At 38.7% G+C, this 26625-nt stretch carries 20 protein-coding genes, 2 pseudogenes and 1 riboswitch; of the genes and pseudogenes, 4 read left to right on the plus strand and 18 right to left on the minus strand.

The window, feature by feature from the left end:
- Positions 1-12: 12 nt before the first annotated feature.
- From ACQKMF_RS18335 to ACQKMF_RS18380, 10 genes are all read right to left on the minus strand, one after another.
- Positions 13-1170 carry a UxaA family hydrolase gene (locus ACQKMF_RS18335; protein WP_402940054.1) on the minus strand — a complete coding sequence of 386 codons (1158 nt, stop codon included), beginning with the start codon at positions 1168-1170 and terminating at the stop codon, positions 13-15.
- A gap of 4 nt (positions 1171-1174) precedes the next feature.
- Positions 1175-1474, minus strand: coding sequence for a UxaA family hydrolase (locus ACQKMF_RS18340; RefSeq protein ID WP_230175863.1), 300 nt, complete (start codon positions 1472-1474; stop codon positions 1175-1177).
- 11 nt (positions 1475-1485) lie between these two features.
- Positions 1486-2373, minus strand: coding sequence for a fumarylacetoacetate hydrolase family protein (locus ACQKMF_RS18345; protein WP_101225469.1), 888 nt, complete (start codon positions 2371-2373; stop codon positions 1486-1488).
- Between the two features lie 31 nt (positions 2374-2404).
- On the minus strand, positions 2405-3172 hold the full coding sequence (locus ACQKMF_RS18350) for an IclR family transcriptional regulator (RefSeq protein ID WP_101225470.1): 768 nt from the start codon (positions 3170-3172) through the stop codon (positions 2405-2407).
- Between the two features lie 63 nt (positions 3173-3235).
- Positions 3236-5440: a dihydroxy-acid dehydratase gene (locus ACQKMF_RS18355; RefSeq protein WP_402937254.1), complete on the minus strand. Its 2205-nt coding sequence runs from the start codon at positions 5438-5440 to the stop codon at positions 3236-3238.
- Between the two features lie 64 nt (positions 5441-5504).
- Positions 5505-6755 (minus strand): lactate racemase domain-containing protein, encoded by a 1251-nt coding sequence (locus ACQKMF_RS18360; protein ID WP_402937256.1) that lies wholly within the window; start codon positions 6753-6755, stop codon positions 5505-5507.
- Between the two features lie 24 nt (positions 6756-6779).
- The gene (locus tag ACQKMF_RS18365; RefSeq protein ID WP_230175860.1) at positions 6780-7823 is read right to left on the minus strand and encodes a TRAP transporter substrate-binding protein; all 1044 of its coding nucleotides are present in this window, start codon (positions 7821-7823) and stop codon (positions 6780-6782) included.
- Positions 7824-7883: 60 nt separating this feature from the next.
- Positions 7884-9161, minus strand: coding sequence for a TRAP transporter large permease (locus ACQKMF_RS18370; protein WP_101225474.1), 1278 nt, complete (start codon positions 9159-9161; stop codon positions 7884-7886).
- A complete protein-coding gene (locus ACQKMF_RS18375) occupies positions 9158-9730 on the minus strand; it encodes a TRAP transporter small permease (protein ID WP_397314886.1) in 573 nt (190 codons plus the stop codon). Before ACQKMF_RS18375 ends, ACQKMF_RS18370 begins: the two co-directional genes overlap by 4 nt.
- A gap of 36 nt (positions 9731-9766) precedes the next feature.
- Positions 9767-10795: a TRAP transporter substrate-binding protein gene (locus tag ACQKMF_RS18380; protein ID WP_402937260.1), complete on the minus strand. Its 1029-nt coding sequence runs from the start codon at positions 10793-10795 to the stop codon at positions 9767-9769.
- Positions 10796-11654: 859 nt separating this feature from the next.
- Between ACQKMF_RS18380 and ACQKMF_RS18385 the strand changes: the two genes are divergently transcribed.
- Positions 11655-13391: a methyl-accepting chemotaxis protein gene (locus ACQKMF_RS18385; protein WP_402937262.1), complete on the plus strand. Its 1737-nt coding sequence runs from the start codon at positions 11655-11657 to the stop codon at positions 13389-13391.
- Between the two features lie 71 nt (positions 13392-13462).
- Here the strand turns inward: ACQKMF_RS18385 and ACQKMF_RS18390 are convergent, their stop codons facing one another.
- The 5 genes from ACQKMF_RS18390 to ACQKMF_RS18410 form a co-directional block, all read right to left on the minus strand.
- Positions 13463-14422 (minus strand): DUF4822 domain-containing protein, encoded by a 960-nt coding sequence (locus ACQKMF_RS18390; RefSeq protein WP_427574378.1) that lies wholly within the window; start codon positions 14420-14422, stop codon positions 13463-13465.
- 75 nt (positions 14423-14497) lie between these two features.
- On the minus strand, positions 14498-15199 hold the full coding sequence (locus ACQKMF_RS18395; protein ID WP_402937266.1) for an ankyrin repeat domain-containing protein: 702 nt from the start codon (positions 15197-15199) through the stop codon (positions 14498-14500).
- A 270-nt stretch (positions 15200-15469) separates the two neighbouring features.
- Positions 15470-16156 carry a response regulator transcription factor gene (locus ACQKMF_RS18400; RefSeq protein ID WP_101225055.1) on the minus strand — a complete coding sequence of 229 codons (687 nt, stop codon included), beginning with the start codon at positions 16154-16156 and terminating at the stop codon, positions 15470-15472.
- The gene (locus ACQKMF_RS18405; RefSeq protein WP_402937268.1) at positions 16153-17601 is read right to left on the minus strand and encodes a sensor histidine kinase; all 1449 of its coding nucleotides are present in this window, start codon (positions 17599-17601) and stop codon (positions 16153-16155) included. Before ACQKMF_RS18405 ends, ACQKMF_RS18400 begins: the two co-directional genes overlap by 4 nt.
- A gap of 397 nt (positions 17602-17998) precedes the next feature.
- Entirely contained in the window at positions 17999-20257 is a 2259-nt protein-coding gene (locus tag ACQKMF_RS18410; protein ID WP_427574382.1) for a metallophosphoesterase, read from the minus strand.
- A 706-nt stretch (positions 20258-20963) separates the two neighbouring features.
- A riboswitch (Lysine riboswitch) is annotated at positions 20964-21142 on the plus strand.
- 132 nt (positions 21143-21274) lie between these two features.
- On the opposite strand from ACQKMF_RS18410, the gene dapA reads away from it, so the two are divergent.
- Positions 21275-22171: a 4-hydroxy-tetrahydrodipicolinate synthase gene (gene dapA, locus ACQKMF_RS18415; RefSeq protein WP_427574384.1), complete on the plus strand. Its 897-nt coding sequence runs from the start codon at positions 21275-21277 to the stop codon at positions 22169-22171.
- A gap of 441 nt (positions 22172-22612) precedes the next feature.
- On the opposite strand, the gene ACQKMF_RS18420 is transcribed toward dapA, so the two are convergent.
- A complete protein-coding gene (locus tag ACQKMF_RS18420) occupies positions 22613-23104 on the minus strand; it encodes an Lrp/AsnC family transcriptional regulator (protein ID WP_230175854.1) in 492 nt (163 codons plus the stop codon).
- Positions 23105-23355: 251 nt separating this feature from the next.
- Here ACQKMF_RS18420 and ACQKMF_RS18425 point away from each other — a divergent pair, with 251 nt between their 5' ends.
- Entirely contained in the window at positions 23356-24270 is a 915-nt protein-coding gene (locus tag ACQKMF_RS18425) for a DMT family transporter (RefSeq protein ID WP_402937273.1), read from the plus strand.
- 137 nt (positions 24271-24407) lie between these two features.
- Here the strand turns inward: ACQKMF_RS18425 and ACQKMF_RS18430 are convergent.
- Positions 24408-24684, minus strand: a pseudogene (locus ACQKMF_RS18430) (DNA alkylation repair protein); the annotation flags it as partial.
- A gap of 45 nt (positions 24685-24729) precedes the next feature.
- Here ACQKMF_RS18430 and ACQKMF_RS18435 point away from each other — a divergent pair.
- Positions 24730-24830, plus strand: a pseudogene (locus ACQKMF_RS18435) (DNA alkylation repair protein); the annotation flags it as partial.
- Positions 24831-25042: 212 nt separating this feature from the next.
- Here ACQKMF_RS18435 and sdaAA read toward each other — a convergent pair.
- Positions 25043-26605, minus strand: a complete 1563-nt coding sequence (gene sdaAA / locus ACQKMF_RS18440) for an L-serine ammonia-lyase, iron-sulfur-dependent, subunit alpha (protein WP_363320530.1) — start codon at positions 26603-26605, stop codon at positions 25043-25045.
- Positions 26606-26625: the final 20 nt, after the last annotated feature.

Consider the following 26625-nt stretch of genomic DNA (forward strand, 5'->3'; position numbering starts at 1 on the left):
TCCTTTTTCGTTTTAGAATGTCGGTCCAATTCTCCATATACCAAAGTCATGCTGCTTTAATATCTCAGCTTTTGTTAGTTTTCCGTTAGAAACATGTTGAATTTCTTCCATGATGCGCCTGCCCACTTCATCAACGGTTTCTAAACCATCGACGATCGTACCAGCATTTAAATCCATATTTTCATTCATCCTGTCAAACATTGGTGTATTAGTCGAGATTTTTATGACGGGTGAAATAGGAGAACCAGTCGGCGTGCCTCTTCCACTTGTAAAGAGAACGATTTGGGCACCGCCTGCGACCATTCCCGTCAATTGCTCGATGTCATGGCCAGGCGTATCCATCCATACGAGCCCTTTTTTTGTGGGCACCTGGGCATAATCAATGACCTCTTCCAGTCTGGTAGTGCCTGATTTTGTCGCTGCCCCCAGTGATTTTTCCTCGAGTGAGCTGAGACCTCCCTCAATGTTTCCCGGACTCGGATTTCCGGTGCGGATATCTACGCCCATTTGAATCGAGCGGTCTTCCATCATTTTAATAACCGCATAAGCTTTTTTGGCTACCTGGTCGTTTGCCGCCCGGTTAGCGATCAAATGCTCTGCACCGATGAGTTCAGTCGTTTCCGCTAATATTGCAGTTCCCCCCTGCTGAACAACCAAATCGCTTGTACGTCCGACTGCGGGGTTAGCCGATAAGCCGGAGCATGCATCCGACCCACCGCATTCTGTGCCGACAATCAGCTCGCTAAAATCACATAATTCCCGCTGCACCATCGAGGCATCCTGGACCATTTTGACCGCAATTTTAGCTACTTCGGCAATGGTTTGAAGAGTGCCGCCATGTTCCTGAATCGATACCGTTTCCACTGGTTTACCGCTTTTGGCAATTTCATCTCCAATACGGTGCGCCTGATGTGTTTCACAGCCAAGTCCGAGTACTATGACACCATATACATTTGGATTCATGCCCATTCCCGCATAGGTTCGGGCCGTTTGATCATAATCAGAGCCCACTTGCGCACAGCCATGCTGATGAATGAATGTGACGGTTCCGCTCACCAGCTCTGTTACTCGCTGCGCTGTTTGTGTTGCGCATGTTATCGTTGGCAAAATCAGTACGTGATTCCGGACACCGACGCGGCCATCAGGACGGCGGTAGCCCCAAAACTGCATTTTTTCATTCAGCAATTTTGTCACCCCTTCCCCTCTTTCCTTCTAAATTGTGTACATGAACATGTGCACCAGCGGGAATAAAAGCTGAGGCTGCACCTATGACTTCCCCATATTTAATTATGTCCGCTCCTTGTTCGATGGCTTTGACTGCGAACTTATGTCCAAAACGAATCGGTTCAAGAATGGATACGACAAGTTCTTCCATGCCTTTCTTCACAACTACTGATGTGTTTTCAGGGATTTCGGATAAAGCGACAGCTACACTATCTTTCGCACTTAAGTAAAGTGTTTTATATTCGCTCATTTTGTCACCCCTTAAATTGTTTGAACTGCTTTACTTTGGATAACCGGGTTGTTCAATACTCCAATTCCTGGTATTTCGATTTCAATTCGGTCATCGCCTTTCAATGTAAATTCATTTGGCGGAACCACGCATGTACCTGTAAGTAGCACTGATCCGTCAAAAACAGTATTATCTAAGACTAAATAGTCGACAAGCTCTTCCAATTTTCGTTTCAGTTGGTTTACTTTCGCTTCACCTTCAAATACTTTTTCTTCATTTCGATAAATACGGCACATGATTTTAAGCTCATATGGATCCGTAACAGCCTCTTTTAACAATATTGCCGGTCCAATTGAGCAAGAATTTTTCCATACCTTTGCCTGTGGAAGATAAAGCGGATTTTCACCTTCAATATCTCGGCAGCTCATGTCATTACCCGCGATATATCCGAGTACCGTTCCCTCTTTATCGATGACCAGACCAAGCTCCGGCTCAGGAATTTGCCATTTTGAATCTGAACGCAAGTATACCGGATCATTCGGGCCCACAGTTCTTGCTGCAGTCGATTTAAAGAAAATCTCAGGACGCACTGCATCATAAACTTTGTCATAGAATGTTTGGCGGTCCAGCTTTCCTTGCGTAGCTTCGTAGTTACGTGCTTCCTTGCTTTTTTTATAGGTAACGCCAGATGCCCATACTTCAGGTGCGTCGATAGGAGTTGTTAATTGAAGACCTTCCAGTGGCTGCAGTTCCCCTTCGGCGGCAATTTGTTTTACAATATCAAACGCTGTTCTGTTATCATGACGTGCCGTTGTAATCAACGACATAAAATCCGTAAATGGAAGGTCCACCACATTGTTTTCGTTTGTCACGGCAGCAAGTTGTTTTTTACTTTCTTTTACATAGCGAATAATTCTCATTTTCTAGTTCCTCCTAATTGGCAGGCCTCATTTATATTTTTTGATATTCATAGCCGAGCTCCTGCGAAATTTTACTGCTGCATTCCTTTAAGAGACGTACATAATACTCATGTGTTTCTTCATTTACTTTAGAAGCAGGCATCGATACACTCATTGCAGCGATTACCTTGCCTGAATAATCTTTTATCGGTACTGCCAGACAGAAAATGCCCGGTTCGTTTTCTTCATTATCCATTGAATATCCATTAATGCGTGCTTTTTCGATTTCCGCTAAAAATTGGTCCTTGGATCTAATCGATCTATCGGTCGGTCCTGTATAATCATAGCCGTCCAAGAGTAAATCCAGTTCACTATCCGTTTTGGTTGCAACAAGAGATTTGCCAACTGCACTCGTATGAATCGGAACACGCCGGCCAATACGTGAATAGAGGACCGTTACCCCAGTGCCCTCCACTTTATCGACATAGACACCTTCCTGCCCGTCTAATATGACAAGGTGCAGCGTCAAATTCGTTGTTGCTGAAAGCCATTCAAGATGTTTTCTTGCTACATTGCGCAAATCGAGATGGGTCACGACAACGCTTCCCCTCTCCAATAGCTTTAATCCTAGCGAGTATTTTCCATTTTCTTCGCCTTGTGAAATATAGTGATGCTCCTGTAAGGTTTTTAATAGTGAATGAACCGTACTTTTATGTAAATTCATTCGTTTGCTTATCTCTGTTATAGTTAGTTCACGCTCACGCTCATCAAATAAATCCAATATTTTCAAGGCACGCTCCACCGATTGGATGATAGGCATCGTTCCTCACTCCTTTTATCATTCTGTCTACCTTTATCTTATCGGATTTACGACGAGCATACCTCACTTTATTTCTACTTTTTTTTCCTGGATTATAATATCTTGTTCATAATCAAGCACCGCATCCTCAATGACAGCGATTGGAACAACACCATTTGCTGCATCTGTATGTCCAAACATCCTGTTGCTAGCCGCAACCATTTTTTGTCTAACTTTCATCCGCTGCTTGCGTTCAGCTGCCAATGATTGTCTTTCTTCTTTAAAATGATCCGCAAAATCATGAATAACCTTTCCAGTATGAAGTTGAGTAGAATCTACAAAATCAATCCGTCGATCACGAAGCTGAAGGTGAATTACATCCCCTGATTTAAGTAAACCAATGCCGCCACCTTCATACGCTTCCGGTGTCATATGTCCTATGGCAGCACCATATGTGACTCCTGAATAGCGGCCATCGCTAATGATTGTAGCGATTTTTTTCATAACACGATTTGCATTGATGTGTTGCATTGGTGTAAACATTTCAGGCATTCCGAATGCCACTGGCCCCTGCCCTGAGATAATAACCGCAATTTTCAATGTGCCTGCTTCAACCATCCTGTCAAATAGCTCCCCATAGGTAGCGGTTTTTAGAAGAGACCATTCCGGCTCATTGTTGTATTTAAGAGATTCTAGCAATAGATTATGTTCGAAAAGCTTTTGCTCTTTAATTTTTGAAAGCAGATTTGAATCGAGCAGGCTTTTATTTGCATCATCTTCATTTTCGTAATAAAGGACAAATGCAAGCTTATCATCGAATTGGTCAAGCTGTGGTGTCGGCATACCGCTGATTTTTACAACGGCGCTTTCAAAGAAGTTTCCTTTTAATACATCAACACCGCTGAATCCACGGCGTGGATTGGATAAAATGACCTGATTTTCCTTTACATTAACCGCTTTTAGACTACTTGTGATCGAAAGTCGTTCTTTCCAGGTTTTTGCTGCGACAGTCGGCGCATCCTGATCCATTGGTACACCATTCTCAATAAGTTCATGAAAAAGTGTTTCCATTCCTCTGCTTTTCCCGCTGCAACACTGCATCGCAAGTGAATAAATGTCCCTTCCTTCTGTCAAACTGTAATCAAATAAGTCAGGAATTGGATGTGAATGATGAATGCGGTCAAGGTCCCATAAACTGAATTTGAATCCTGCATAGAGCATGCCTGCGACAATATGCATCATTAAGTTAGTAGAACCACCCGAAGCGCTGTGAATACGGATTGCATTTTTTATGTTCGCAGCGACAATGTTGGCCACGCCGTAGCGCTCTTCGTTTATCATGCCGGCAAAGCTATCAAGCACCGAGTTAATCTGACGTTGTGTTGGTGGATCGGTCAACAGCTCCACGGCTGGATGAACGAGACCCATGCCTGCCACTAAATGACGTGAACTATTCCCCGTACCATTAAAGGCACATACACCTCCCTGCCCGTCACATGTTGCGACAGCAAGTCTCATTTCAAAGTATTTATGCTGTTCCTTCGTCAATATTCCTCGTTCATAGGCCCGTTCAAATACACCCTGAAATGCAGTATTCGATGAACATTGCAATATATATGCCATCGTATCCCGTAAATCAACGGCTACATCAGTAGCTCCTTTACTTTCCGCTTTTTTTGCAAGAGTTTCCAATTCTTCAATCACGTCAGCTGGAATCGAACCGCCTTCCAATACGTGAGCAGGTGCGAATGTTGCGAAAAAGGGTGCTTCACCACGGTTTCGGCGAACACGATCAACATGTGCGAGTGCACTTACAACACCAAGAGGCTGCTTATCACACCCTTGAATGACGAATGCACCATGATAACTGTGAGCTTCTAGCTGGTTGACAACCATTTGTGCAACCGCGTTTCGGCTCTGGAGAGAGTAACTCATTCCTTGATTGTTTTGCGCAGTGCCATCACACATCACCGGTGTCGAGAAATGAAACGGCACACCGCCGTTTTGCCAAATGCGGATTGCTGCCCGTGCTGACGTTTGGTAATCCATTATATGGGCCGGATGATCGGACGAACCACCGATTATTGCGATACGCGGGGCATTCCTCTCTAACCGCATATAAATTTCTTCAAGCGTCCAATCAGGCTTGCCCCCTTCATATGTGGAGCCAAGCGTCAGCTTCGAACGGTCCAACAAACCTGCAACCGTAATGGGTTCATTTGCTTTTCCCTGTACATTATCGCGGTAAGGGTTTATCCCGTTATCAATTAGTGGATATAGGTGTGTCATTTCAGCACTCCTTTTCTGATTTCAACTGAATTCTTCCATTCTCTAAAAATATTAACCAAGGTTTTTAATCTAGTGCCAATTCTTCTGGTTCTGACAGGATTTCTAAATTTTTGTTTTTTAAAGCTTCTTCCATCATGCTTTCAGAAATCCAAATTTCACCGATTTCAAGCGTGTTTTTTATTCTTACGACTCTCACTTTATTCAAATTGAAGGCATTGCACGTTTTGATAGCAGCTTTAACAGCTAATTCCTGCGTATCTAAACACATCGGGAGCTTTACTACATCTGTCACTGTGCTTGTGAGTGCATTGGCATAGCCTTTTTCCCATTCGATTTCATTCATGACGGCCTTCGTCGTCATATCAGCCATGCCGATGCCGTTTGCATTACCGTGAGTTTTTTCAGTAAGTCCAAGTACAACGGTCCGTTTAACCTCTGGCCCACCGGTAGCATATGGAGTGGCGAAGTTACCCGTAATATTCGGATCCATTCCATCCCCTGAAATATCCTTTCCGAGTTCATTTACAATAAGTACGTCAATCGAATCGAAATGGATTTTTGGCATCAATGATTTTGCTTCAAGCAATAGTCCCGGTTCCACTTCCTCCAGTTCCTCTGCTGGGACTGCGACGATTTTCGCTGGTTTATCATAGGCATTTTCAATAGTCGCAAGACCAAATATGATAGGAGCTTTCGCTAAAGAAATTTTTGCCATTTCAGGGACATGTTCCGCCATATACTTAAAGCTATATGCATGTGCAGCTTCGGCTCCCTTTTGCTTGCCTAAACCGATTGTAATCATTTTCATTAGTCCGCTTTCAACCGGTCCACGAAATGCCGTATGTGGTTTTATCCGATTAATGACAATGATTTTATCTGATTCATATGCAAGCTTATCAATATAGACAGGGAGCCCATTTGGCAATTCATCCAGTTTAATAACTTCCATTGATGAAAGTATTGACGCTCCAACCGATTCTTCTGAAATACCCAGTTGAAGCAACACATCAATTTGTCCCTCCGCTGTAGCACCCCCATGGCTTCCCATTGCAGGGACTATAAAAGGATTTCCGCCAGCCTCCTTAACGGCAGCCACCGTTTCTCTTACAAGAGTAGGAAGGTCCGCCACCCCTCTGCTTCCTACTGCAATTGCCACCCTGTCATCTTCATTTATTCTTGATAAGACACCTGCTTCTTTTATCGCCTTCTTCACCTCACCAGCTACATCAGCTATATGAGGTGCAAGAAATTTCTGCCTCACTTTGACCATTTTCGGTAATTGGATTTCACGTAAAAGTTCAGAGATAATATCCATTTTCTATCCTCCAAACAGTCTGGATTATTTACCGCGTACTTTTTCAACTTCGCTCATCATTTCCTCTACAAGATCCGGCCCGAATTTTTGAGCATATTCGTCCGTCACTGGTTGGATGGCTTTCTTCATTTTTTCCATTTCTTCCGGCTCTACTTCATTGATTTTCATTCCTTCTTCTTTTAGATACTTAAGTGCCTTTTCATTTTCTTTTTGGTTAACCTCCCGTTGATACTTTCCAGCCTCTTGTGCGGCCTCACTCATGATTTTTTGCTCTTCTTCTGATAGGTCGTCCCAGAACTTTTTACTTACAAGGAATACAAATGGTGTATAAACATGATTTGTAAGACTTAAGTAGTCTTGCACTTCATTATATTTTTGCGTTTGAATTGTTGCGAGTGGGTTCTCCTGCCCATCAACAGTGCCGGTTTCCAGTGCAGTAAATACTTCAGAGAAGGCCATCGGCGATGGATTAGCACCCAACTTTGAAAAAGCATCTAAATGCACTTCATTTTGCATGGTACGAATTTTAAGGCCTTTGAAATCCTCAACCGTTTTAACAGGGTGTTTACTGTTGGTCAAGTTTCGGAAACCATTTTCCCAATATCCCAGACCTACTAAATCATGTTCCGGTAATTTATCCAAAAGTTTTTTGCCTATTGCACCATCAAGTACGGAATAAGCTTCTTCTTCATTATTAAAGACAAACGGGAAGTCATAAATTCCAAATTCCTTAATCATTCCCACAAGTGGAGAGGTTGAAGGAACAGTTACTTCCTGTAAACCACCTTGAAGTGCTTCTGTCATTTTCTGATCATCCCCGAGGGTGGCATCAAAAAAGTTTTGGACCTTCATTTTTCCCCCGCTTTTTTCTTCAACCAGTTCTTTAAATTTCTCCATTCCTTGCCCTTGTGGATGCATTTTACTATTCCCGATTCCTGCTTTGATTGTTCTTTTTTGAATACCGTCAGCTGAAGCGCTTTCATTTTGGTTTCCGCAAGCACTTAATAGCAATACGGCTGGCAGTAAAACCCCCACCGCCAAACGCTTGAACAGATTATTCATTATCATTTTCCTCCTATTAATTAAGATGAATATCAGCATACAAACCGAATTACTAGTTTAATTCCGTTAGGAGGTAAACCATCCTAGAGGAACCAGCACTAAGGAAGGGAAAAGAATCAACAAGATCAATACAATTACTTCCACGAGCAAGAAAGGCCAAATCCCCTTCATGATATCTTCCATACTGATCTTGCTTATGCCGCACATGACATTTAATACGGTTCCGACCGGTGGTGTAAGTAAACCTATGGCGTTATTCAGGATAAACAGGACACCAAAGTAAACTGGATCAATACCTGCAGCGACCACCAATGGCATTAATACAGGTGTTAGAATAAGGATTGTCGGCGTCATATCCATAGCAGTTCCAACTACGATGACCAATAAGTTTATCATTATTAATAGAAGGAATGGATGATCCATAAATGGCTCCAGCAATCCAATCACCTGACCAGGTAAATCGGCTACCGTTATCAGCCAGGATGACACGAGTGCCGCGGCGACCAGAAACATGACAACACTCGTCATTTTTCCTGCATGAACAAAGACCTCATACAAATCTTTCATTTTCATTTCTCGATAAATTACAAGACCGACAAATATGGCGTAGACTGCAGCCACCACTGCCGCTTCAGTCGGTGTGAATAAACCGAATTTCAATCCACCAATGATAATGATGGGCAGGAATAGAGCCCAAACTCCTTGACGAAGAGAAGTAAGAATCTCTTTTGTTGAAGCTCGCGGGTTAACGGCGACTTTATCTTTTCGTGCAACAATGGCCCAGGTAACCGTTAGTCCAACCGCTAGTAAAATACCAGGAACGATTCCTGCCATAAACAGCTTTGTAATGGACACTCCACTTGCGACACCGAAAATGATAAAGCCAATACTTGGCGGAATGATCGGGGCAATGATACCACCGGATGCAATCAACCCACTTGACCGGTTCACATCATACCCTGACTTCACCATCATTGGAATTAATATAGCCCCAAGCGCTGCTGTATCGGCAACGGCAGATCCTGATAAACTTGCAAACAACACACTCGCAATGATCGCAACATAGCCAAGGCCTCCCTTGATATGGCCAACCAAGTTCATTGCCATCTCAACGATACGCCGTGATAATCCGCCCCTATTCATCGCCTCTCCTGCAAGCATAAAGAACGGTATGGCCATTAGAGGGAAGTTATCAGCGCCACTGATTAGATTTTGTGCGATTATTTGACTATCAAAAATACCAAGGAAATACATTAACACTACACTACTCACAAGTAAGGCAAAGGCAATAGGTATTCCAAGTCCCATGGCTCCCAGTAAAGATCCGACAAATACACCTATCATCCCTGTTTCTCCTCCTTGACAATCCTAATATCTGAAGCAAATTCATCAGTATGGAGAGAAATTAGCTCTTCTGACTCACTTATCATCACCAATTCTTCGTCTTTAATTTTATTGAAGAAAATCCGATACAAATTGAAAATGATCATGCTGCCCATTGAAACACTCACAAGAATACCTGTCCCATATACAAATGCCAGTGGCATGCCTGTGGCTGGTGCAGTACTATCTATGTTTATCAATGTCATTTTCCAGCTGCCATCCAGGATCAGGAGAAGAACGAATAACATCATCAAATCACTAATAACAAGAACCACTTTTTTCATCTTATTCGGGAGCCGTTTGATGACCATGTCGACACCTAAGTGTTCTTTGTTTTTGAAAGCTCCGATGGCGCCGAGGAACGTCAACCAAATAAAGAGATACCTTGACATTTCTTCTGACCAAGTAATCCCTGAATTAAAGAAATAACGAAGTACTACATTACCAAACACGAGTACGACCATAATTGCTAAAGCTGCCGCCATAATAATGTTCAACGAATTTTCTAGGGTTTTGGAAATTTTATTCACCTATACATCTCCCCCTTCCTATCTATAGCGCCTGCTTCATTCTGCTTTTATTTTTCCTACAAGCTCTTCCGCCCAGTCATTTTCCTCAAAAACTTCATCATAAACAGGTTGAGATGCTTTTAACATTTTTTGTGCAAAATCTTCGTCAGGCTTAGTGAATTTGATTCCATTATCCTTAAGATATGCTTTGTCATCTTCATAACTTTTTTCCATCAAATCAAACTCATATGCTGCCGACTCTTTTGCTGCTTTTTGAATGATGGTTTGTTGCTCCTTCGTCAGCCCTTTATAGAATTTGCTATTGATAATGTAAATATTGGGGCTGAACATATGCTTGGATTCTAGTACATCACTTTGAACTTCATTCCACCCCGAGGATCTCAACGTGGCAATGGGATTATCTTGAGCATCCACTACCTTTTGTTCAAGTGCGGTAAAAACTTCTGAAATTGGTAATGGACTAACATTTGCCCCCAATGATTCACCTAGTTTTATGTAATTCGGAATGTTCGGCATTCTGAGTCGAAGTCCTTCAAAATCTTTCATACTCTTAATTGGACGATTACTCGAAAACATCCTAAATCCATTTGCACTCCATGCGAGCGGTGTCACTCCATGCTTTGGATCAAGCTCTTCTGTCAATTCTTCTCCGATAGGTCCATTCAATACCTTCTTTACATGATCGTAATCCCGAAATAGGAAGGGCCATTCCGGAACACCCATTTTCGGAATGTCCGACTGCATAATTAGTCCTGGAACACCCATTTCAATCGTTCCGTTTCTGACGCCGTCATAAAATTCTTTTTCTGCACCTAAAGTACTGTTCGCATAAATCCGAACCTCTAGTTCTCCATTACTCTCTTTTTCTACTATTTTTTCAAATTTTTCTCTCAAGGCAATGTTTTGAGGGTGATTTTCAGCAAAATAATTCGCCACTTTTATCGTTTTCTTTTCAACGCCAGATCCACTGGCTTTTTCTCCCTCACCTCCACCACATCCTGATAAAAGTAAAGCTGCTGCAAGAGTTAAGCTTGTGGAGAATACAAAAGGCATTCTTTTTTTCAATAAAAACCCTCCCAAAAGTTTTTTGTAAGCGTTATCATTAATGACTGATTTTAAGAACTTCTCCTCACCCTTGTATAAGCCAAAGTTAAATTGTTTTATATTATAAAACTCCGTTTTTGTTTTATTCGGAGTAAGGAAAACACTTAACTTCTAGTTGCGTTTCAAGTTGATTCATGACATTTTAAGCAATTACTTTTAATAACAAGAATGTTAATCTGTTCTACATTATAAAACTCGGTTTTAAAATTTGAAATCTTACGTTGATTATAAGCTTCCAATTTTACTAATGTCAAACCATTTTTTGAATTTTATAACAATTTAACAAATCCTCTATTTTTCACTAATTAATATTTAGAGAATCAACATTTATTAATCATATCCTTTTCAGTCAAGATTTATAGAATCAGAATGGGAAAGATGAATTTTTTCTATACTAAAATATTTATAGAATAGAGAATTGAACATAACTATAAGGTTTCCCTTAAAATACATTCCTCTCCTTTTAATTGGGCTTTTAAGTTTGGAATTTTGTTTTTCCTTCTGAAAAAACTGTCTTTAAGAATTTTTTCTTGTTTGACCTTGCGCTTCATCAAAGTGGTAACCGTTTGTATATTTTAACCCGTGTCTTTCATACAGAAGTTATTTTCCTTTTTTAAAGATTTATACTTTTTTCTCTTTTGAAAAGTTACAATCCATTATTTATATTGAGATCATTTCAATATGAACCTCTTTCCAACAGGTTAAAGACTAAAGGGAAAAAAACTCTACCCGAAGCTTTTAAAGGCTCATTAAATATATTCAATTATTACCGATATATAAAACATGGTTAATATATAACACGGGGAAGGAATAAACAAAGATGAATAAACTCAGTACGAAAATAGGTTTTGTTCTTTTAACAGGCATGGTCATTACATTAATTGGAAGTTTACTATTGATGTATAAAAGTACAAATGATACGGTTGAGAAAACAATCGCTATGAGCAGCTTAGACATCGCAAGCAACATCGCTCAAGGAATAAATCCAACATATTATGCCGATTTTTTAAGTAATCAATCCGAAACCTCTACATATTGGGAGATACGCGAACAGTTAGACGATTATAAACAAAAAACTGGAGCATTATATGTCTATACATTGGGGATTGACGAAAGTAGCGAAAAAGTCCATATTCTTATAGATGGAATGGGTAAGGAAGATAAAAAAGCATCTCCCATTTCAACCCCCACAACCGTAACTTCATATCAGGATGTAGAAAGCGTCATGAAGGGAAAGGTTTCTACCACTTCCATCGTTCATGATCCTGAATATGGTGACTATTTATCCGTTTTTGTTCCCATAAAGAAAGGGGACGAGGTCATTGGAATACTAGGGGTGGATATTGATGCCAGTAAAGTCGATGCTACGACCGGCAAGGTACTGGGTGGCATCCTTCCCCTGATGATAATAATCAATGTAATCTTAATGGCAATCGTTGTAGGTGCATTAATATGGTTCTTGACTAGAAAGTTAAGCCCCCTTCTCAAGGTCAGCATGGCTGCAAAGGAAATCTCAAATGGAAATTTATTATCAGCCAATAAACTGATTAGCAGCACAAGGGTTAAAGGAAACGACGAAATAAAGGTTTTAGTGAAATCCTTTGAAGAAATGATCACCAATACAACCATTATTGTCAACTCCATGAAAAACTCTTCATACCAGATATTGGAATCATCAAGTGATATCGAACACAAAATCAAAGAAATGGATACTTCCACACAACATATCGTTAAAGGCATTCAGCAAGTTGCAGGGGCTGCGGAAGTACAATTGCACAGAAGTGAAGAATCATCAAGGGTCATCGAGGAAATGACCATAGGGATACAAAAAATTGCCGAAGCTTCTTCTGAAGTCAGCGAACAGACAAATCATGTTTCAGCTAGAATGTCCATCGGAAATAAAGATATAAATGAACTCTCAAATCAAATTCTGCAAGTAAAAGATGTTATGCTGCAAACAAGTTCAGAAATAAAGAAATTGGACGAACAAGCAAATGAAATTGTGAATATTGTACATTTAATTACGGGAATTGCCGAGCAAACCAACCTGCTGTCATTAAATGCGGCCATTGAAGCTGCTAGAGCCGGTGAACAGGGTAAAGGTTTTGCGGTGGTATCGAACGAAGTACGGAAATTGGCAGTAGGCACCAAGGAATCTGCAATCAATATACAAGAGTCCCTACTTCATTTTAAATCCATCATAAATGAATCAGTGAAAATGATGGAAACCGGTACTAAAGAGGTAGAGGAAGGGACAAAATTTGTCCTGAATACAAGAGAAACATTTAAACAGACCATAAAATCCTTTGAGCATGTTAGTGACCAGATTCAAGAAATATCCGCCATTACAGAGCAAATGGCAGCAAGTTCTCAAGAAATCAATGCTTCGATAGAAGATTTTGCAGGGTTAACAAGGGAAACGGCAGTGGCTTCAAAGCAAGTTGCCCAATCAACCGATCAACAAGCGAAATCCATGGTGGACATCTCCTTCTCCACCTCTTCGATGGTAAGGCTCGCTAATGACCTGGAAACATCTGTTGAACAGTTTAACGCGTAAAAAAATTGAACTACATTTTATTACTATATCAAGAAAGGGATTTTGCTATTAATGCAAAATCCCTTTTTTATTTACTTAGTTGATTTTAGCTTCAAATCACCTTCATAAGGTATATGTTCAACTGTTATCGTTATATCTTTGCCCTCTTTATCTTTACCGATTCGTTTATAAGTGAATTTATTTTCATTAAGCTCCGTAAGTTCAAGAACTGCACCATACTTATTTTCCCCTTGTGAAACATGGGCTCTAATCTTATTTCCATGAACAACATCGTAATAGCCGTAATCACCACGGCTTTCACCGGTTTTAGCATCAAAAAATTCATACTTATTTGTTTTATCATCATATTTTGCCAGACCTAAATAATTCGAGTTATAGCTTGATACATCATTTCCCTTTTCATCCAATGCCACTGTACCTTTCCATGTGGTGCTTGATAAAATTTTGTCTCCATCAACGTCTGTAACTACATCTCCTGTATAAGTTTCCAAATTTTTGTCTGGATCAGTAAAGGAAAGTTCTGTTTCAGTATAGGGAATATGATCGACAAACACTTCTACTTCGTTACCTTTTGCATCTTTGCCCATTCTTTTATAAGTAAACATATCCTTATTCAGTTCAGTTATTTCAACAACGGCTTGGTAACCCATTGATTCTGAAATTAACACTCTAATCTTCCCATTCGTGATAAAGAAAGTTCCTTTATCACCTCGACTTTTTTTAGTATTTTTATCAAAAAATTCATATCTCGATGCTTCATCATCATATTTAGCTAGACCAATGAAGCTTGCATTCTCCTTTGTTAAGTCATTATTATTTTTATCATAAACTTTTGTTCCTTGCCAATTCGTGCTAGTAAGAATTTTAGTCATTTCCTCTCCTGCGGTTAACTTTTTTTCTTGTTTACTCTGTTTTGCAGTTTGTTCCTGCTTCTGAGCGCTTTTATTTTCTTGTGCGTTTGTGTTACATCCTGTTATTGCCAACGTTATCCCAAGTAGTATAGCTGATGAAATTATTGCTTTTTTATTCATTTTTTCGTCTCCTCATCATATTGTGGGTTTTTTGTAGTGCAATTGATATTACAAATTGAAAGTATAGCGATCTGGTTATTTTGCTCCTGCCTTAAGTAAAATTTGTTCGATTTCCTTAAACCCTTTCTCGCGGGCATGTTGTAAAGGTGTCATACTGTTATTATCGGGGATGTTGACATCTGCCCCATGATCTATTAGCAATTGAACTGTTTGCTGCTGTTTTCCATCTCCATCATTCAAAATGATTGCTTCTAGCAAAGCGGTCCAACCGAGATCATTCACATGATTCACATCAATATCAGTTTTAGTAAGAAGTTCTTTAATAACCTCAACATAACCATGTTCCGAAGCAGGGATTAAAGCCGTTCCACCATAACGGTTGGTTATAGAGGGGTCTGCACCCGCTTCAATCGCAAGTTTAAGTATATCTACATAACCTTCAGCACCGGCATACAAGAAGGGGCTATTTTTCATGTCATCCTGAATGTTGACGTCTGCACCCGCTTCAATAAGGATTTTTGCCGTCTCTACATCATTGTTATAAGTCGCAATCATAGTGGCGGTTCGCCCTTTCGAGTCCTGTGCATTTATTTCTGCACCTTGCTCAATCAAGCTTCTTATTCTTTCCGTTTCTTTACGTTCTACGGCTTGAATCAATTGTACATTCATTCCCTTTCCTGTCTCCTTTTCTTGTTTATTTAGCTCTACTTCATTATCCAAGACACAGCCTTGAAGGATGAAAAGGCTTCCGATGACAATCGTTAGCCATCTCCACATGAAACACACCATCCTTTCCCTGTTTGTACTTCACAGCCGCAAATGGATTTCCCGTCATTCTTATGTAGCAAATTGACATGTTCTTTAGGTTTCATGATGTTTTTTTCTCCCTTTTATTTTTAGTTGCTTACTTATTCCGTCTTCATTATGTTAATGCTTAACCTTAAACTCCCTCTAAACAATTTCTTAAAAAATGATTAACTTATTAATAAAATTTCTTAATGTTTATAAAAAAAACCGCCACTTCGTGACGGGTCCTTAACATGCTATTTAAACATTAAAGCGATACCCTGCTCCCCAAACGGTTTCCAAAAATTTAGGATGTGCAGGATTTCTTTCAATTTTTTCACGTAGTTTCCTGATATGGACGGTTACAGTCGAAACATCCGCAGCCGATTCCAATCCCCAAATATTTTCATAAAGCTGCTCTTTGCTTAATACTTGATTCGGATGCATGACAAAAAACACCAAAGTATCGAATTCCTTTGTTGTAAACGGCACCACTTCTCCGTTTATGTGAACTCTGCGCGCTGACTTATCTATTGAAATCCCATGAACATAGATTGAATTAGATTTGGGGTGACTTCCTGATAAACGTTCATACCGCGCTATATGCGCTTTCACTCTTGCAACTAGTTCACTTGGACTAAATGGTTTTGTAATATAATCATCTGCCCCTAGACCAAGCCCCCTAATTTTATCGATATCTTCCTTTTTGGCGGATACAAGCAAAATCGGGATATTCTTGACAGCACGTATTTGTTTACATATCTCAAAACCATTCAACCCTGGAAGCATGATATCCAAAATGATTAAATGATAATTTCCTTGAAGGGCCTGTTGGAGACCTGCATCACCAGTATGTTGAATATCAACACTAAAATCATTAATTTCCAAATAGTCCCTTTGCAATTCAGCAATACTGACTTCGTCTTCAATAAGTAATATCTTTTTCACATTTCCTCACCTTTCTTTATGGAAAAAAAGACACTTGTACCTTTTCCTATCTCGCTAGTAGCCCAAATATCTCCACCATGCTCGCCGATAATTTTTTTTGCAATCGCAAGTCCTAAACCACTTCCACCCGTCCGGGAATTTCTAGATTCCTCAGCACGATAAAAGCGGTTAAATATATAAGGCAAAGCAGAAGATTCTATTCCATAGCCATTATCCGTTACTTGTACAACAACATCATATAGTCCTTCATGCAGAGAAATGGAAATGTGTTTTTCATCTTTATTCATATACTTTACACAATTGCTGATCAGGTTGGCCAATACGCGTTTCAGTTTCTCTCTATCCGCTGTCACGTATATCGGTTTATTCACCTGATGAAGTTCAATCTGGATCCCTAGTTGAAGTAAATCCAGTTGAAGTTCTTCTACGTAGTCTTTTAAATACTTATCTAACCTGACCGTTTCAAAAGTGAATGGTTCTTTTTTCAAATCCAACTTGGAAAATAAAAATAATTCATCTATCAATGAATCCATATCTCTTGCTTTTAGGTATACAGTCGATAAATACTTGTCCATTTTCTGTGGGGTGTTTGCTACTCCGTCTTTAATCCCCTCAACATACCCCATAATCGAAGTGATCGGTGTTTTCAAGTCATGGGAAATATTAGAGAGAAGCTCTTTGCGATTTTCCTCATACTGAAGCTGAATGTTTACGGACTCTTTTAACTTTTTTCTCATTTCCTCAAAAGCTCTATTCAATTGCCCGATTTCATCATTCGAAGTCGCCTTGATTTCAAAGTTTAAATCTCCTGATTTTATCCGCTCTGCGCCTTCTTTAAGAATTGAGATCGGTTTGATGATGCTACGTGAAACTAAATAATTTAATAGTCCAATAATCATTACAAACAGTAATAACAATAGAGCGAATAAAATGGGAAAGAGCTCTCGAGTCAGCTCGGCATATGAACTTGCCTTTCTCAATACAAAAATACTTCCTTCACTTTTATCAGAAAAATAAAAATCAAACTTTACATAGGTGAAAAAAAAGTCTTTCATTTTGATTGTGTCCCGCGTATTGATATTCGTTTCTTCGAACTTGGGAAGTGATTGTATCAAGCCTGGCTTATCTAGTGTTTGGGACGCATAATCAATGTTTTTACCTTTTCTAACGACAATCTTAATATCTCCATGTTCAATCTTCTTCAGTTGTTCTTCATTTAGAAGCTGCTCAGGATTATTTTTTGCCAAAAGCTTTAAATCGAGAAACACACTCTCCTCTACTGCAGTCAAAGGTTTTTGGAGATAAGATTTTTTGTATAAATGTTCTATCGCTTTTACATCACCTGTTATCGCAAAAATAAGTAAAAATCCAGCTGTTAAAAACAAAGTGATGGAAATAAGGATTACGCCAACGTAGGACAACAGAAATCTCATTTTAATTGACAAATATTTTCACCCCGCTTCGATCTTTCGTTTACTCATTTATAGAAAAGTTGTTTATCTGCTGTTCTTGCATAAAAAGATGTTTCCTACGATAACTTTTTTAGTACTTAAAAAAACATATCACACAAATCTTAAAATTTTCTAAAATACATGAAAAAAATCCTATTCTATTGTCGGTTTACAGTTTTTTTATTTGAAAAACGTTCCAGCTTGATTTCAGAAATCCGCTCTCTTTCCGCCGACTGTTTATCAAGCTTCCAGCGGGGTTCCGGCTAGCTTGTTTTTTGTTAAAATATTTTTTATTTGTCCAGAGTTTGTGAGACATAGAGAAAAAGCGAACTTCCCCTTAAGGAAAGTCCGCATTTTACAAATATCAAGAAAAGTTCATCTGTTCTTCTCTTTACTTTGGTGAAACGATCATTTGGTCATCCAATCTAATATCGTCAATCGACCAAAACCAATTATTTTTAGCATTATGCATTCTCCATTGTAATTTCATAGAGGCAGCATCTTCAGGAACATTAATCGATTTAACTTCATACTTATTCAAAACATGTCCATTTTTATTATCCGAAGCAGCTTTATTGTCATAAACGAGAACTTGTTGTTTTTCCCCATTATCAAAGACAGCAGTCACTTCAGCTGTTTGCGTTCCTTCTTGTTTATAGTGAGATGCAAATCCTAAGTATAGCTCTTTGGCATCATCAACTTTTACAGTAGGTGAAGTTAATGTACTATCAAAAAAGCCTTTTGCTGCTGGTGAACCGTTATCATCCCATTCATCAGGATCCGCTACTGCTATAACACCTTGACCAAGTTCAAATTTGTTACGCTCTTGGTCTTCTGCTTTTGTCCAAAAGTCCTTTGTTGTGAAGCTCCACCCTTGCCACTCTTCTGTACCAGCTGGCATATTCGAGCTATTCGTAACCGACCAGCCATTAGGAGCTGTATGGCTCCAACCGAGAATGGAACTTGGAATGTTTTCATTCACTGCTGGCTTTAATGCAGACTCTAATTGGTCAAAACTTTCTCCAAGCATCATGTTGACGAATACATTTATTTTCTTGGAGCCAATTATTTGGCCTTCCTCGTAAGCAGTAATCTTGAATTGTGATGAACCCGATATCTCCTTGCTAGGTGTAGCTTTTATTGTCAATATTTTTTCTTCTGTTCCTGATAGCACATACTCAAGTTCATTGTGCTCTACACTCCAACCTTCAGGTGCATCAACTTTAATTTTCCCGTTCATACTTTTACTTCCATAATTTTTCACCTTCACTTGGAGTGCAGTCGATTCACCTTCTGTTACTAAAGAAGGTGAAGCTTGTGCCGAGACCATTTCCAGGGCTTTTGTCTGACCATCAGCCAGTAACACCTTTTTACTGCTATTGTTAAATGAATCTAGTGCTTGTACCTTAATTTCATAATCAGTACCTGGCTTAACTCCAGCAACAGGGAACTCTAAATTCTTTGGCACAGGATCATAATAGAATTCAGAAAATGCGGTGATATCTGCGTCCATCTCCCCTGTTTCCTTGTTTTTGGCTGTAATGTGATATGAATGTACGAGTGCGTTATCTTTTGCCTGTGGAAATGTTACATTTAAACTTCTTAGTGTAGATTTTTCTTCTACAATCGAAGCCTTATCTTTAACTGCAAAAACCGGTGGTAACTGATCTCGATCGTCTGTATATTTAAATTTATTTTTTTTAGAAGGATTTTTTATTACCCATGGTTTTCCTGTCCAATCGTCTTTATGAAAGTCACGTTTTTTAATGACAACTTCATTATTATAAACTTCTACAATCATTCCTTGACTAATATCCCGATATCCTTCTGGATGGAACCCTTGAAGTTTGCCTGGCTCCAATTCCAAATAACTTACAGAAGACGTGCCAACTGACGTAAAGTCTTTTTGATGAATCGTTCTCGGGTCTTCGAGTGGATAATGAGAATGGCCTGAAAATGTAATTACCTGTGGATGTTTCTTTAAAGTATCATATAAAAGTTCTTTATTTTCCTGAGTTCCCCACAAGTCACTTCCATACACAGTGTCTTTAATGTGTTGATGAAGAAAAACAAAGATTGGTTGGTCCGGATTCTCTTTTTCTGCTGCAGCTAACTTTTCACCTAGCCAGTTAATTTGATTAACGGAATATAAACCATGCGTATTACCATTTTCCGGACTTAACGTAATAAAATCATATCCATTTACTTTTTTATGATAGTAAAGAGAATCCATTCCTGTTTTCTCGAGAAAACGATTTTGTGCCTTTTCAACGGAAAGTCCATTCCAATAATCATGGTTCCCCATTGTAAACATGGATTGGACACCACCTTGTTTCTTCTCATTATAAATGGAGAAGAACTTATCATATTCAGAAGCGTATCCATAGTCCGTTAAATCCCCAACGACAACAAAAGCATCCTGTCTAGGCGCAGCTTTATTTAATTGATCCATGGCTGTTCTGAACTTGTTCATATCAGCTGTTGTTCCATCATCAATATGCACATCACTGATTACTGGAAAAACGAGCTCAGGTTTACGCTTATTATCTGAATTTGAAGATTCCGAGAATGCTTGTACACTTGATAAAGAAGTTGTTAATCCTACCGTTACAACTGTCAGCATTGCTGCAAATTTATTTTTCCCTTTCAAAATCAATACCTCCTATTTATCGTTTAGCTAATTATGTATTTTTTAAACAGATCAACAACTATCCTCCTTGTTTATAAATTTTTAAGGTGTTTACCAATTAAAATAGTAACTTTACATTATTAATAAAATATAAGACCAATGTAATTTATATATTAATAAATCAAAAAGGACTAAGGCCAGTATTCGTTCCATTCACTTTTGTCTCGTTTTTGGTATTGATTTTCCATTTCTTAATGGGAATGGAATCCTATCCCTCAACTACGTAGTTACCCGTAAAATGGTAAATGGTTCCACAGTACATAGAAATACCAATTTTGATATGGTAAAGTCTAGAAGAAGGAAAGGAGAGAGGTTATTATAAAAAATTATTAAATATTGTGATGGTAATAACTCTTGTCTTTGGACTGTTTTTTGCGATTGCACCGACACCGATGAATAAAGCATTAGCATTGTCCTATGATAATACAAACCCTTATTCGACAGGTTGTGCTTCTAAAAGCCCAATCACCTATGAAACAGAATATATCTATAAAACTATTAATGTTAAGATTACATAATCTAAAAAAGATGAATCCAGCCCTATACCGTATCCATTTTCATTGATTATTCATGTATTCTAAAAAAAATTTTCTAAATTGCCTTGCAATAGAAAGGATTCCTTGTTATATTACAGTCAATTAAATATTTTCTTGCTTCATACTTTTGAAGTGAGGATAGAGGAGCAAAAACCATTAGTACACATTTTGAGGAGAATGAGATCCTATGACTATTGTGGAAAGGGGAATTTGCCGAAGCCGAAAGAATCTCATGTTCTTGAAGCTGGTTCTGCTATTGAATAAATACAGGACTGTCATATAGGAAACTATATGGAGGGCTATCTTATGCGCGGAAACATTTTTTGATAAATATTGTTTCTACTGCAGCAGCGAATCCTCGTTGTTGCTTTTTTGCGTTTACTCCTGAATGGCCCACCACCTCTGAATATTTTTAAAAAATCATACAAAAGGGTGTGAAGTTATGAATTTTGGCCAAGTTTTAACCGCAATGGTTACCCCGTTCAATCATAATGATGAGGTTGATTTTAATGCTACGAGAACTTTAGTAAACTATTTAATTGCTAATGGCTCTGATGGATTAGTAATAGCTGGTACAACTGGAGAGTCCCCTACATTAACAACAGAAGAGAAACTGGATTTATTCAAAATTGTTGTTGAAGTTGTTGATGGAAGAGTTCCTGTCATAGCTGGAACTGGCTCAAATAACACGAAAGCTTCCATCAACTTAACAAGGCAAGCTGAGGCAGCGGGAGTCGACGGAATAATGCTCGTTACCCCATACTATAACAAGCCGTCTCAAGAAGGATTATTTCAGCACTTTAAGGCTATTGCCCAATCAACATCTTTACCGGTAATGCTCTATAATATTCCAGGACGAAGTGTTGTAAACATGTCAGTAGAGACGATTGTTAACCTCTCAAGAATCAACAATATTGTGGCAGTAAAAGAGGCAAGTGGTGACTTAGATGCCATGGCACAAATCATAAGCAAAACAACTGGTGATTTTACATTGTACAGCGGCGATGATGGGTTAACATTACCGGTTTTAGCCATCGGTGGAACAGGAATTGTTTCGGTTTCTTCACACATAATTGGTAATGAAATGCAAGAAATGATAAATAGCTTTAAAAATGGTGATGTCCATGGTGCTGCCGCTACACATCGTAACCTTCTTCCAATCATGAAAGCATTATTTGCTGCACCAAGCCCCGCACCAGTAAAATCAGCATTAAATATGCGGGGGTTAAATGTTGGAGGTGTCCGGTTACCATTGGTCCCTATAAACGATGAAGAAAAAAGAGCACTACAAATGGCTCTACAACCTAGAAACGAAGAAGCTGTTTTGTTAAATAAATAAATAAATAAAGATAATGATTCATTCAGCATACTTTAATACCGTTTTTCTAATTAAAGACCATAATAAACGGGATAAAATTTTAAAAAGCAGTGCAGCTCATAAAGAGTGCACTGCTTTTTAATCGATCCACGGCTCAGTGCTTAAACTGGTTGAGCAATCCATTTTCAAGAAAAAATATATGGCATACAGTTGGAATTATAAATTTCAAATTTCTAACGCAATGATTTTATCGGGATCGATCATAAGCTTGTATTTCTAGTGATGTTGAGATGTAATTATTGAAAGACATAGTGTACCTGCTCAATTCTCTTGAAGTGATAAGAATAATCTTAAATGACTCGTTCCTTGCGATCCAATCTATAAAGGACTTCATTTTTTTATTTCTTCTTCTACCTTTTCTCTCTCTCTTGTTCTATAAAACACGTTCGATAAAGTGTACTTTTACGAACGGGACTTTTCTTCCCATATAGGTAAAACAGTTGAATATTTAATTTCTCTAAGAGCTAGGCTAGTTTGAATTTTTGTTATGCCTAGTTTATTTAACTTTCTAATAAATATTTCTAATTCCTTCCGATCTTTATTAGCCACTTTTAGAAGATAATCATACTCACCAGTTAAACAATGACACTCTAATACTTCTGACATAGAAGCTAATGCCTTTTCCAAAACTTCCAGTTCTTCAGCTTGATGTATATTTGTACTAATAAAAATGAAACATAATAAATCAAAACCTAGCTTCTCCTGGTTTAAAATTGCTACTTGTCCATTAATAAACCCTTCATTTTCCAAACGTTTTATCCTTGAATGTATAGCTGGGGGAGATAACTTGACACGCTTTGCGAGCTCAGTATTACTTAACTGTGCATCCTTTTGCAGTAAATCTAAAATTTGAATATCAACATTATCTAGAACCTTGCTTACGATAGATTCCACTTATAGTCACTCCTTTTACAAATGTTCCAAAAATAGTATCACTTCAATAGCAAAACAAAATTTAATTCTGTTTATCGGCAATATTCATTAATATTATTCTAAGTTTCTTCTATTATACAAAATAATATATTAAGTAACGATCTAAAATGTTAAAATTATTAATAAATAATTGTAAAAATTGAAATGTCATTGTGCACAATGGCTTCGATCCTTTTACTTAAACAGTGAAAGATGTAAAGGAGCAAAATGAAATGCAATATTATTATTTTTCGTTATTACTTGTAACAAGTTTGTTATGGGGTGGAAACTTTGTCGTTGGAAAGTCGCTTGTCGAACATGCTTCTCCGATGACATTGACGAGTTTAAGGTGGATCATTGCTGTTAGTTGTCTTTTGCCGATTGTATGGTGGAAAGAAAAAAAGATATTTCCTCCTCGAAGTGCAATCCTTCCTTTATTTTTGATGGGAATTACAGGTGTGGTTCTATTTAACCTATTGCAATTTGTAGCATTAGAGAAAACATCCGCGACTAATGTTGGATTAATATCAACATTAAACATGATTTCAATTGCTATTTTTTCATTTTTCTTTTTAAAAGAAAGAATTAATATTCTACAAATGTTTTCTATGTTTTTTTCGCTTATTGGCGTAATACTTGTACTTTCAAAAGGAAATATTGATCTTTTCCTTTCATTACGATTTAATACAGGTGATTTATATATGATGGCTGCTGTATGCGTTTGGGGAATATATTCCGTTTGTAGCAAATGGGCAATGGTAACGACAACACCCATGATGTCTACGTTATATTCTGGTATATTTGGACTTATAGTTCTTCTACCGTTTAATTTTTCCAATTTTACAGTGTCTAATATAAATACTTCCTTCATACAATCTATTTTATATACAGGCGTTATCTCAACTGTAGCATGTATGGTACTTTGGAATATTGGTGTACAAAAATTAGGTACAACAACATCAGGTATTTTCTTGAATTTTAATCCTATTTTTACTGCAATTTTAGCTTTTCTATTATTAGGTGAAAAAATGACGTGGATACAAGGGATTGGTAGTGGTATTGTGATTATAGGCTGTTATTTGTTCTCACATTTTAAAGCGAAGGTGATTTTCAAAAAGAATTCTAGACAATCGCAGATTCAAGCATGATATTTTTTCAATGTCTAAAAACATAATATCTCTCGTGATTACTTTTCTATATATACAAGAAAGCCTGATCCAAGGTGGATACAGGCTCATTTGTTAAAAAAACTTTACGGATAAGGAATAATAAAAAAGTGCTAATTTTAACATCTTACATACTTGCGTTTAAAACCAATCCTTCCTGTTTCGACTTCTTTTTGAATACTTTCGTAAGCTTTTAGAAAGCTGCTTTTTTCTTGTCAGCCTTTGCAGTCTCGACTGCCTTTTCATGGTGCGGCAAATATGAAATCCCCACGGTGTATAGAAAATTATTCATAGCTGATTTCGTTCTGGCGAATCGTGAATTGTATTTTTCACAAGGTCAAGCATATTGGAAATCTTGCTTTCTGAAAATTCAACGTCTAGTTGATTCCCTGAAAGCACCGTCTAGCTGAAGAGCTTTATTGCACGAGGACTTACGATGCTATGTCCTATGCAGGCATTATTGTTGCCCTAAAAGCCATGACAAAGTCGGATTATGATCGTTGGTTTCATATTTTAATATGCTGTCCGATTTAGTAGTTGCTGATATATGGAATTATTATTTTGCACTTCCGTCTTTTTGGAATTTCCCCTATTAAATTTTGCCCTTAAGATTGGCATCATATTATAGACAAAAGGCATTCGGAACGAATTCATTCCGAATTCCGAATGCCTTTTATGAATTTCATTCGCATATCATGCTTTCTTGCATCAGCGAAAATACGATTACGAGCTTAATTGATGATTTTATAGGTAACTACTTAGTTTGAACCAATACAATTTCGTCAATAGTCGGAATCTCTCTTTTTAATAAAGATAAGAGAGTGTCTTCGATTGTATTGTCGATTTCACAAATTGTTATTGCAGCACCATTGATTTTGGAACGTTCATTGGCCATACGGGCTATATTGAACCCCTTTTGATATAGTATTTCCGATAATTCAGCAATAACCCCTTTTTGGTCGGAATGGCGAATAACAAGTGTTGGCCTTTCACCTGAAAATTTAAATGGATACTCATCGAATTCTTGAACCTCCACTTTACCACCGCCTAAAGAGCTGGCCAAAACCTTTACAGTACGTGTGAACCCTGTCAATTCTACGAGAACCGTATTTGGATGGTAGCTTCCAAGCACCCGTTTCGTGAATTCATATTGTAAGCCATTTTCCTCAGCAATTTCCTTTGAATTTGGAATGCCGTCATCCATGGTAGATAACCCGAGCACACCGGCTAAAAGAGCTAGGTCTGTTCCATGGCCTTGATAGGTTTCTGCGAAAGAGCCCATCAGCGAGAACTTTGCATATACTGGATTTTCATTTAGTAGCTGGCGGGCAATATTCCCGATCCGGACAGCCCCTGCTGTATGGGAACTCGAAGGGCCAACCATTACGGGACCGATGATTTCATACGCACTTTGGTATTTTGCCGGCCCACAGCCACTAGTTTTTTCATTTAAAATCTGCTTCTTTAATTTTTGCCCGGTCGGAGTTCCGGCAAGACCGCCTATCCCGGTTTCTCTCAACGATTCGGGCATTTGCTGTCCGACTTCATGCATCACATGGATCACTTCATCCGGCGGGATGACCGAGGCTATCCCGGCTAAAGCCATATCCGCAGCAGCTTGGGCGGTAATTGCATGTAAACCGTTGCGGATGATGCACGGGATTTCCACCAGCCCAGCAACCGGGTCACAAACCAAACCCAATGAATTTTTTAAAGCAATTCCGACGGCATTTCCAACCTGCATTGGTGTTCCACCGGCAAGCTCTACCAGGGTGCCGGCTGCCATTGCGGTTGCTGATCCTATTTCAGCTTGGCACCCGCCGGCTGCCCCTGATATCGAAGCTTTATTGGCAACAACTAAGCCGAGAGCAGAGGCAGTGAATATTGTCTGCACAAGCTGCTCTCGGGTAAATTTCCCGCTGTCAAGTGCGTGAACAAGGACAGCTGGCAAGATTCCCGCTGAACCAGCTGTTGGCGTTGCCACAATCCGCCCCATTGCAGCATTTACTTCTGATACCGCGAGCGCATTTGCTGCAGCATTCAATGTTTTAGGATTGACAAATGAATTACCGTTTTGGGCATACTGATAAAGACGGTTTCCATCCCCACCAGTCAAACCAGTACGCGACATGACTGGACTCATTGTACCTCTGCGGACAGCCTCCTCCATTACAGTAAATTGTTCTGACATTTTTTCGATAATCGTTTCCCTCGAACAGCCTTTCTGTTGTACCTCTGTTTTGATCATCAATTCCGAAATAGTTGAGTTTTCCTGCTCTGCTTGTTCAATTAACTCTTTTAAATTAGTAAATGACATGTGATCACTCCTATAAAGAA

The sequence above is a fragment of the Peribacillus sp. NPDC101480 genome, from assembly GCF_050277335.1.
Classification (GTDB): Bacteria; Bacillota; Bacilli; order Bacillales; family DSM-1321; genus Peribacillus.

What these genes read in the sequence shown, in the direction of transcription:
- ACQKMF_RS18335 (WP_402940054.1), bottom strand. Translation starts at nt 1,170, where the DNA reads ATGCAGTTTTGGGGCTACCGCCGTCCTGATGGCCGCGTCGGTGTCCGG.
- ACQKMF_RS18340 (WP_230175863.1), bottom strand. Translation starts at nt 1,474, where the DNA reads ATGAGCGAATATAAAACACTTTACTTAAGTGCGAAAGATAGTGTAGCT.
- ACQKMF_RS18345 (WP_101225469.1), bottom strand. Translation starts at nt 2,373, where the DNA reads ATGAGAATTATTCGCTATGTAAAAGAAAGTAAAAAACAACTTGCTGCC.
- ACQKMF_RS18350 (WP_101225470.1), bottom strand. Translation starts at nt 3,172, where the DNA reads ATGCCTATCATCCAATCGGTGGAGCGTGCCTTGAAAATATTGGATTTA.
- ACQKMF_RS18355 (WP_402937254.1), bottom strand. Translation starts at nt 5,440, where the DNA reads ATGACACACCTATATCCACTAATTGATAACGGGATAAACCCTTACCGC.
- ACQKMF_RS18360 (WP_402937256.1), bottom strand. Translation starts at nt 6,755, where the DNA reads ATGGATATTATCTCTGAACTTTTACGTGAAATCCAATTACCGAAAATG.
- ACQKMF_RS18365 (WP_230175860.1), bottom strand. Translation starts at nt 7,823, where the DNA reads ATGATAATGAATAATCTGTTCAAGCGTTTGGCGGTGGGGGTTTTACTG.
- ACQKMF_RS18370 (WP_101225474.1), bottom strand. Translation starts at nt 9,161, where the DNA reads ATGATAGGTGTATTTGTCGGATCTTTACTGGGAGCCATGGGACTTGGA.
- ACQKMF_RS18385 (WP_402937262.1), top strand. Translation starts at nt 11,655, where the DNA reads ATGAATAAACTCAGTACGAAAATAGGTTTTGTTCTTTTAACAGGCATG.
- ACQKMF_RS18390 (WP_427574378.1), bottom strand. Translation starts at nt 14,422, where the DNA reads ATGAATAAAAAAGCAATAATTTCATCAGCTATACTACTTGGGATAACG.
- ACQKMF_RS18395 (WP_402937266.1), bottom strand. Translation starts at nt 15,199, where the DNA reads ATGTGGAGATGGCTAACGATTGTCATCGGAAGCCTTTTCATCCTTCAA.
- dapA (WP_427574384.1), top strand. Translation starts at nt 21,275, where the DNA reads ATGAATTTTGGCCAAGTTTTAACCGCAATGGTTACCCCGTTCAATCAT.
- ACQKMF_RS18425 (WP_402937273.1), top strand. Translation starts at nt 23,356, where the DNA reads ATGCAATATTATTATTTTTCGTTATTACTTGTAACAAGTTTGTTATGG.
- sdaAA (WP_363320530.1), bottom strand. Translation starts at nt 26,605, where the DNA reads ATGTCATTTACTAATTTAAAAGAGTTAATTGAACAAGCAGAGCAGGAA.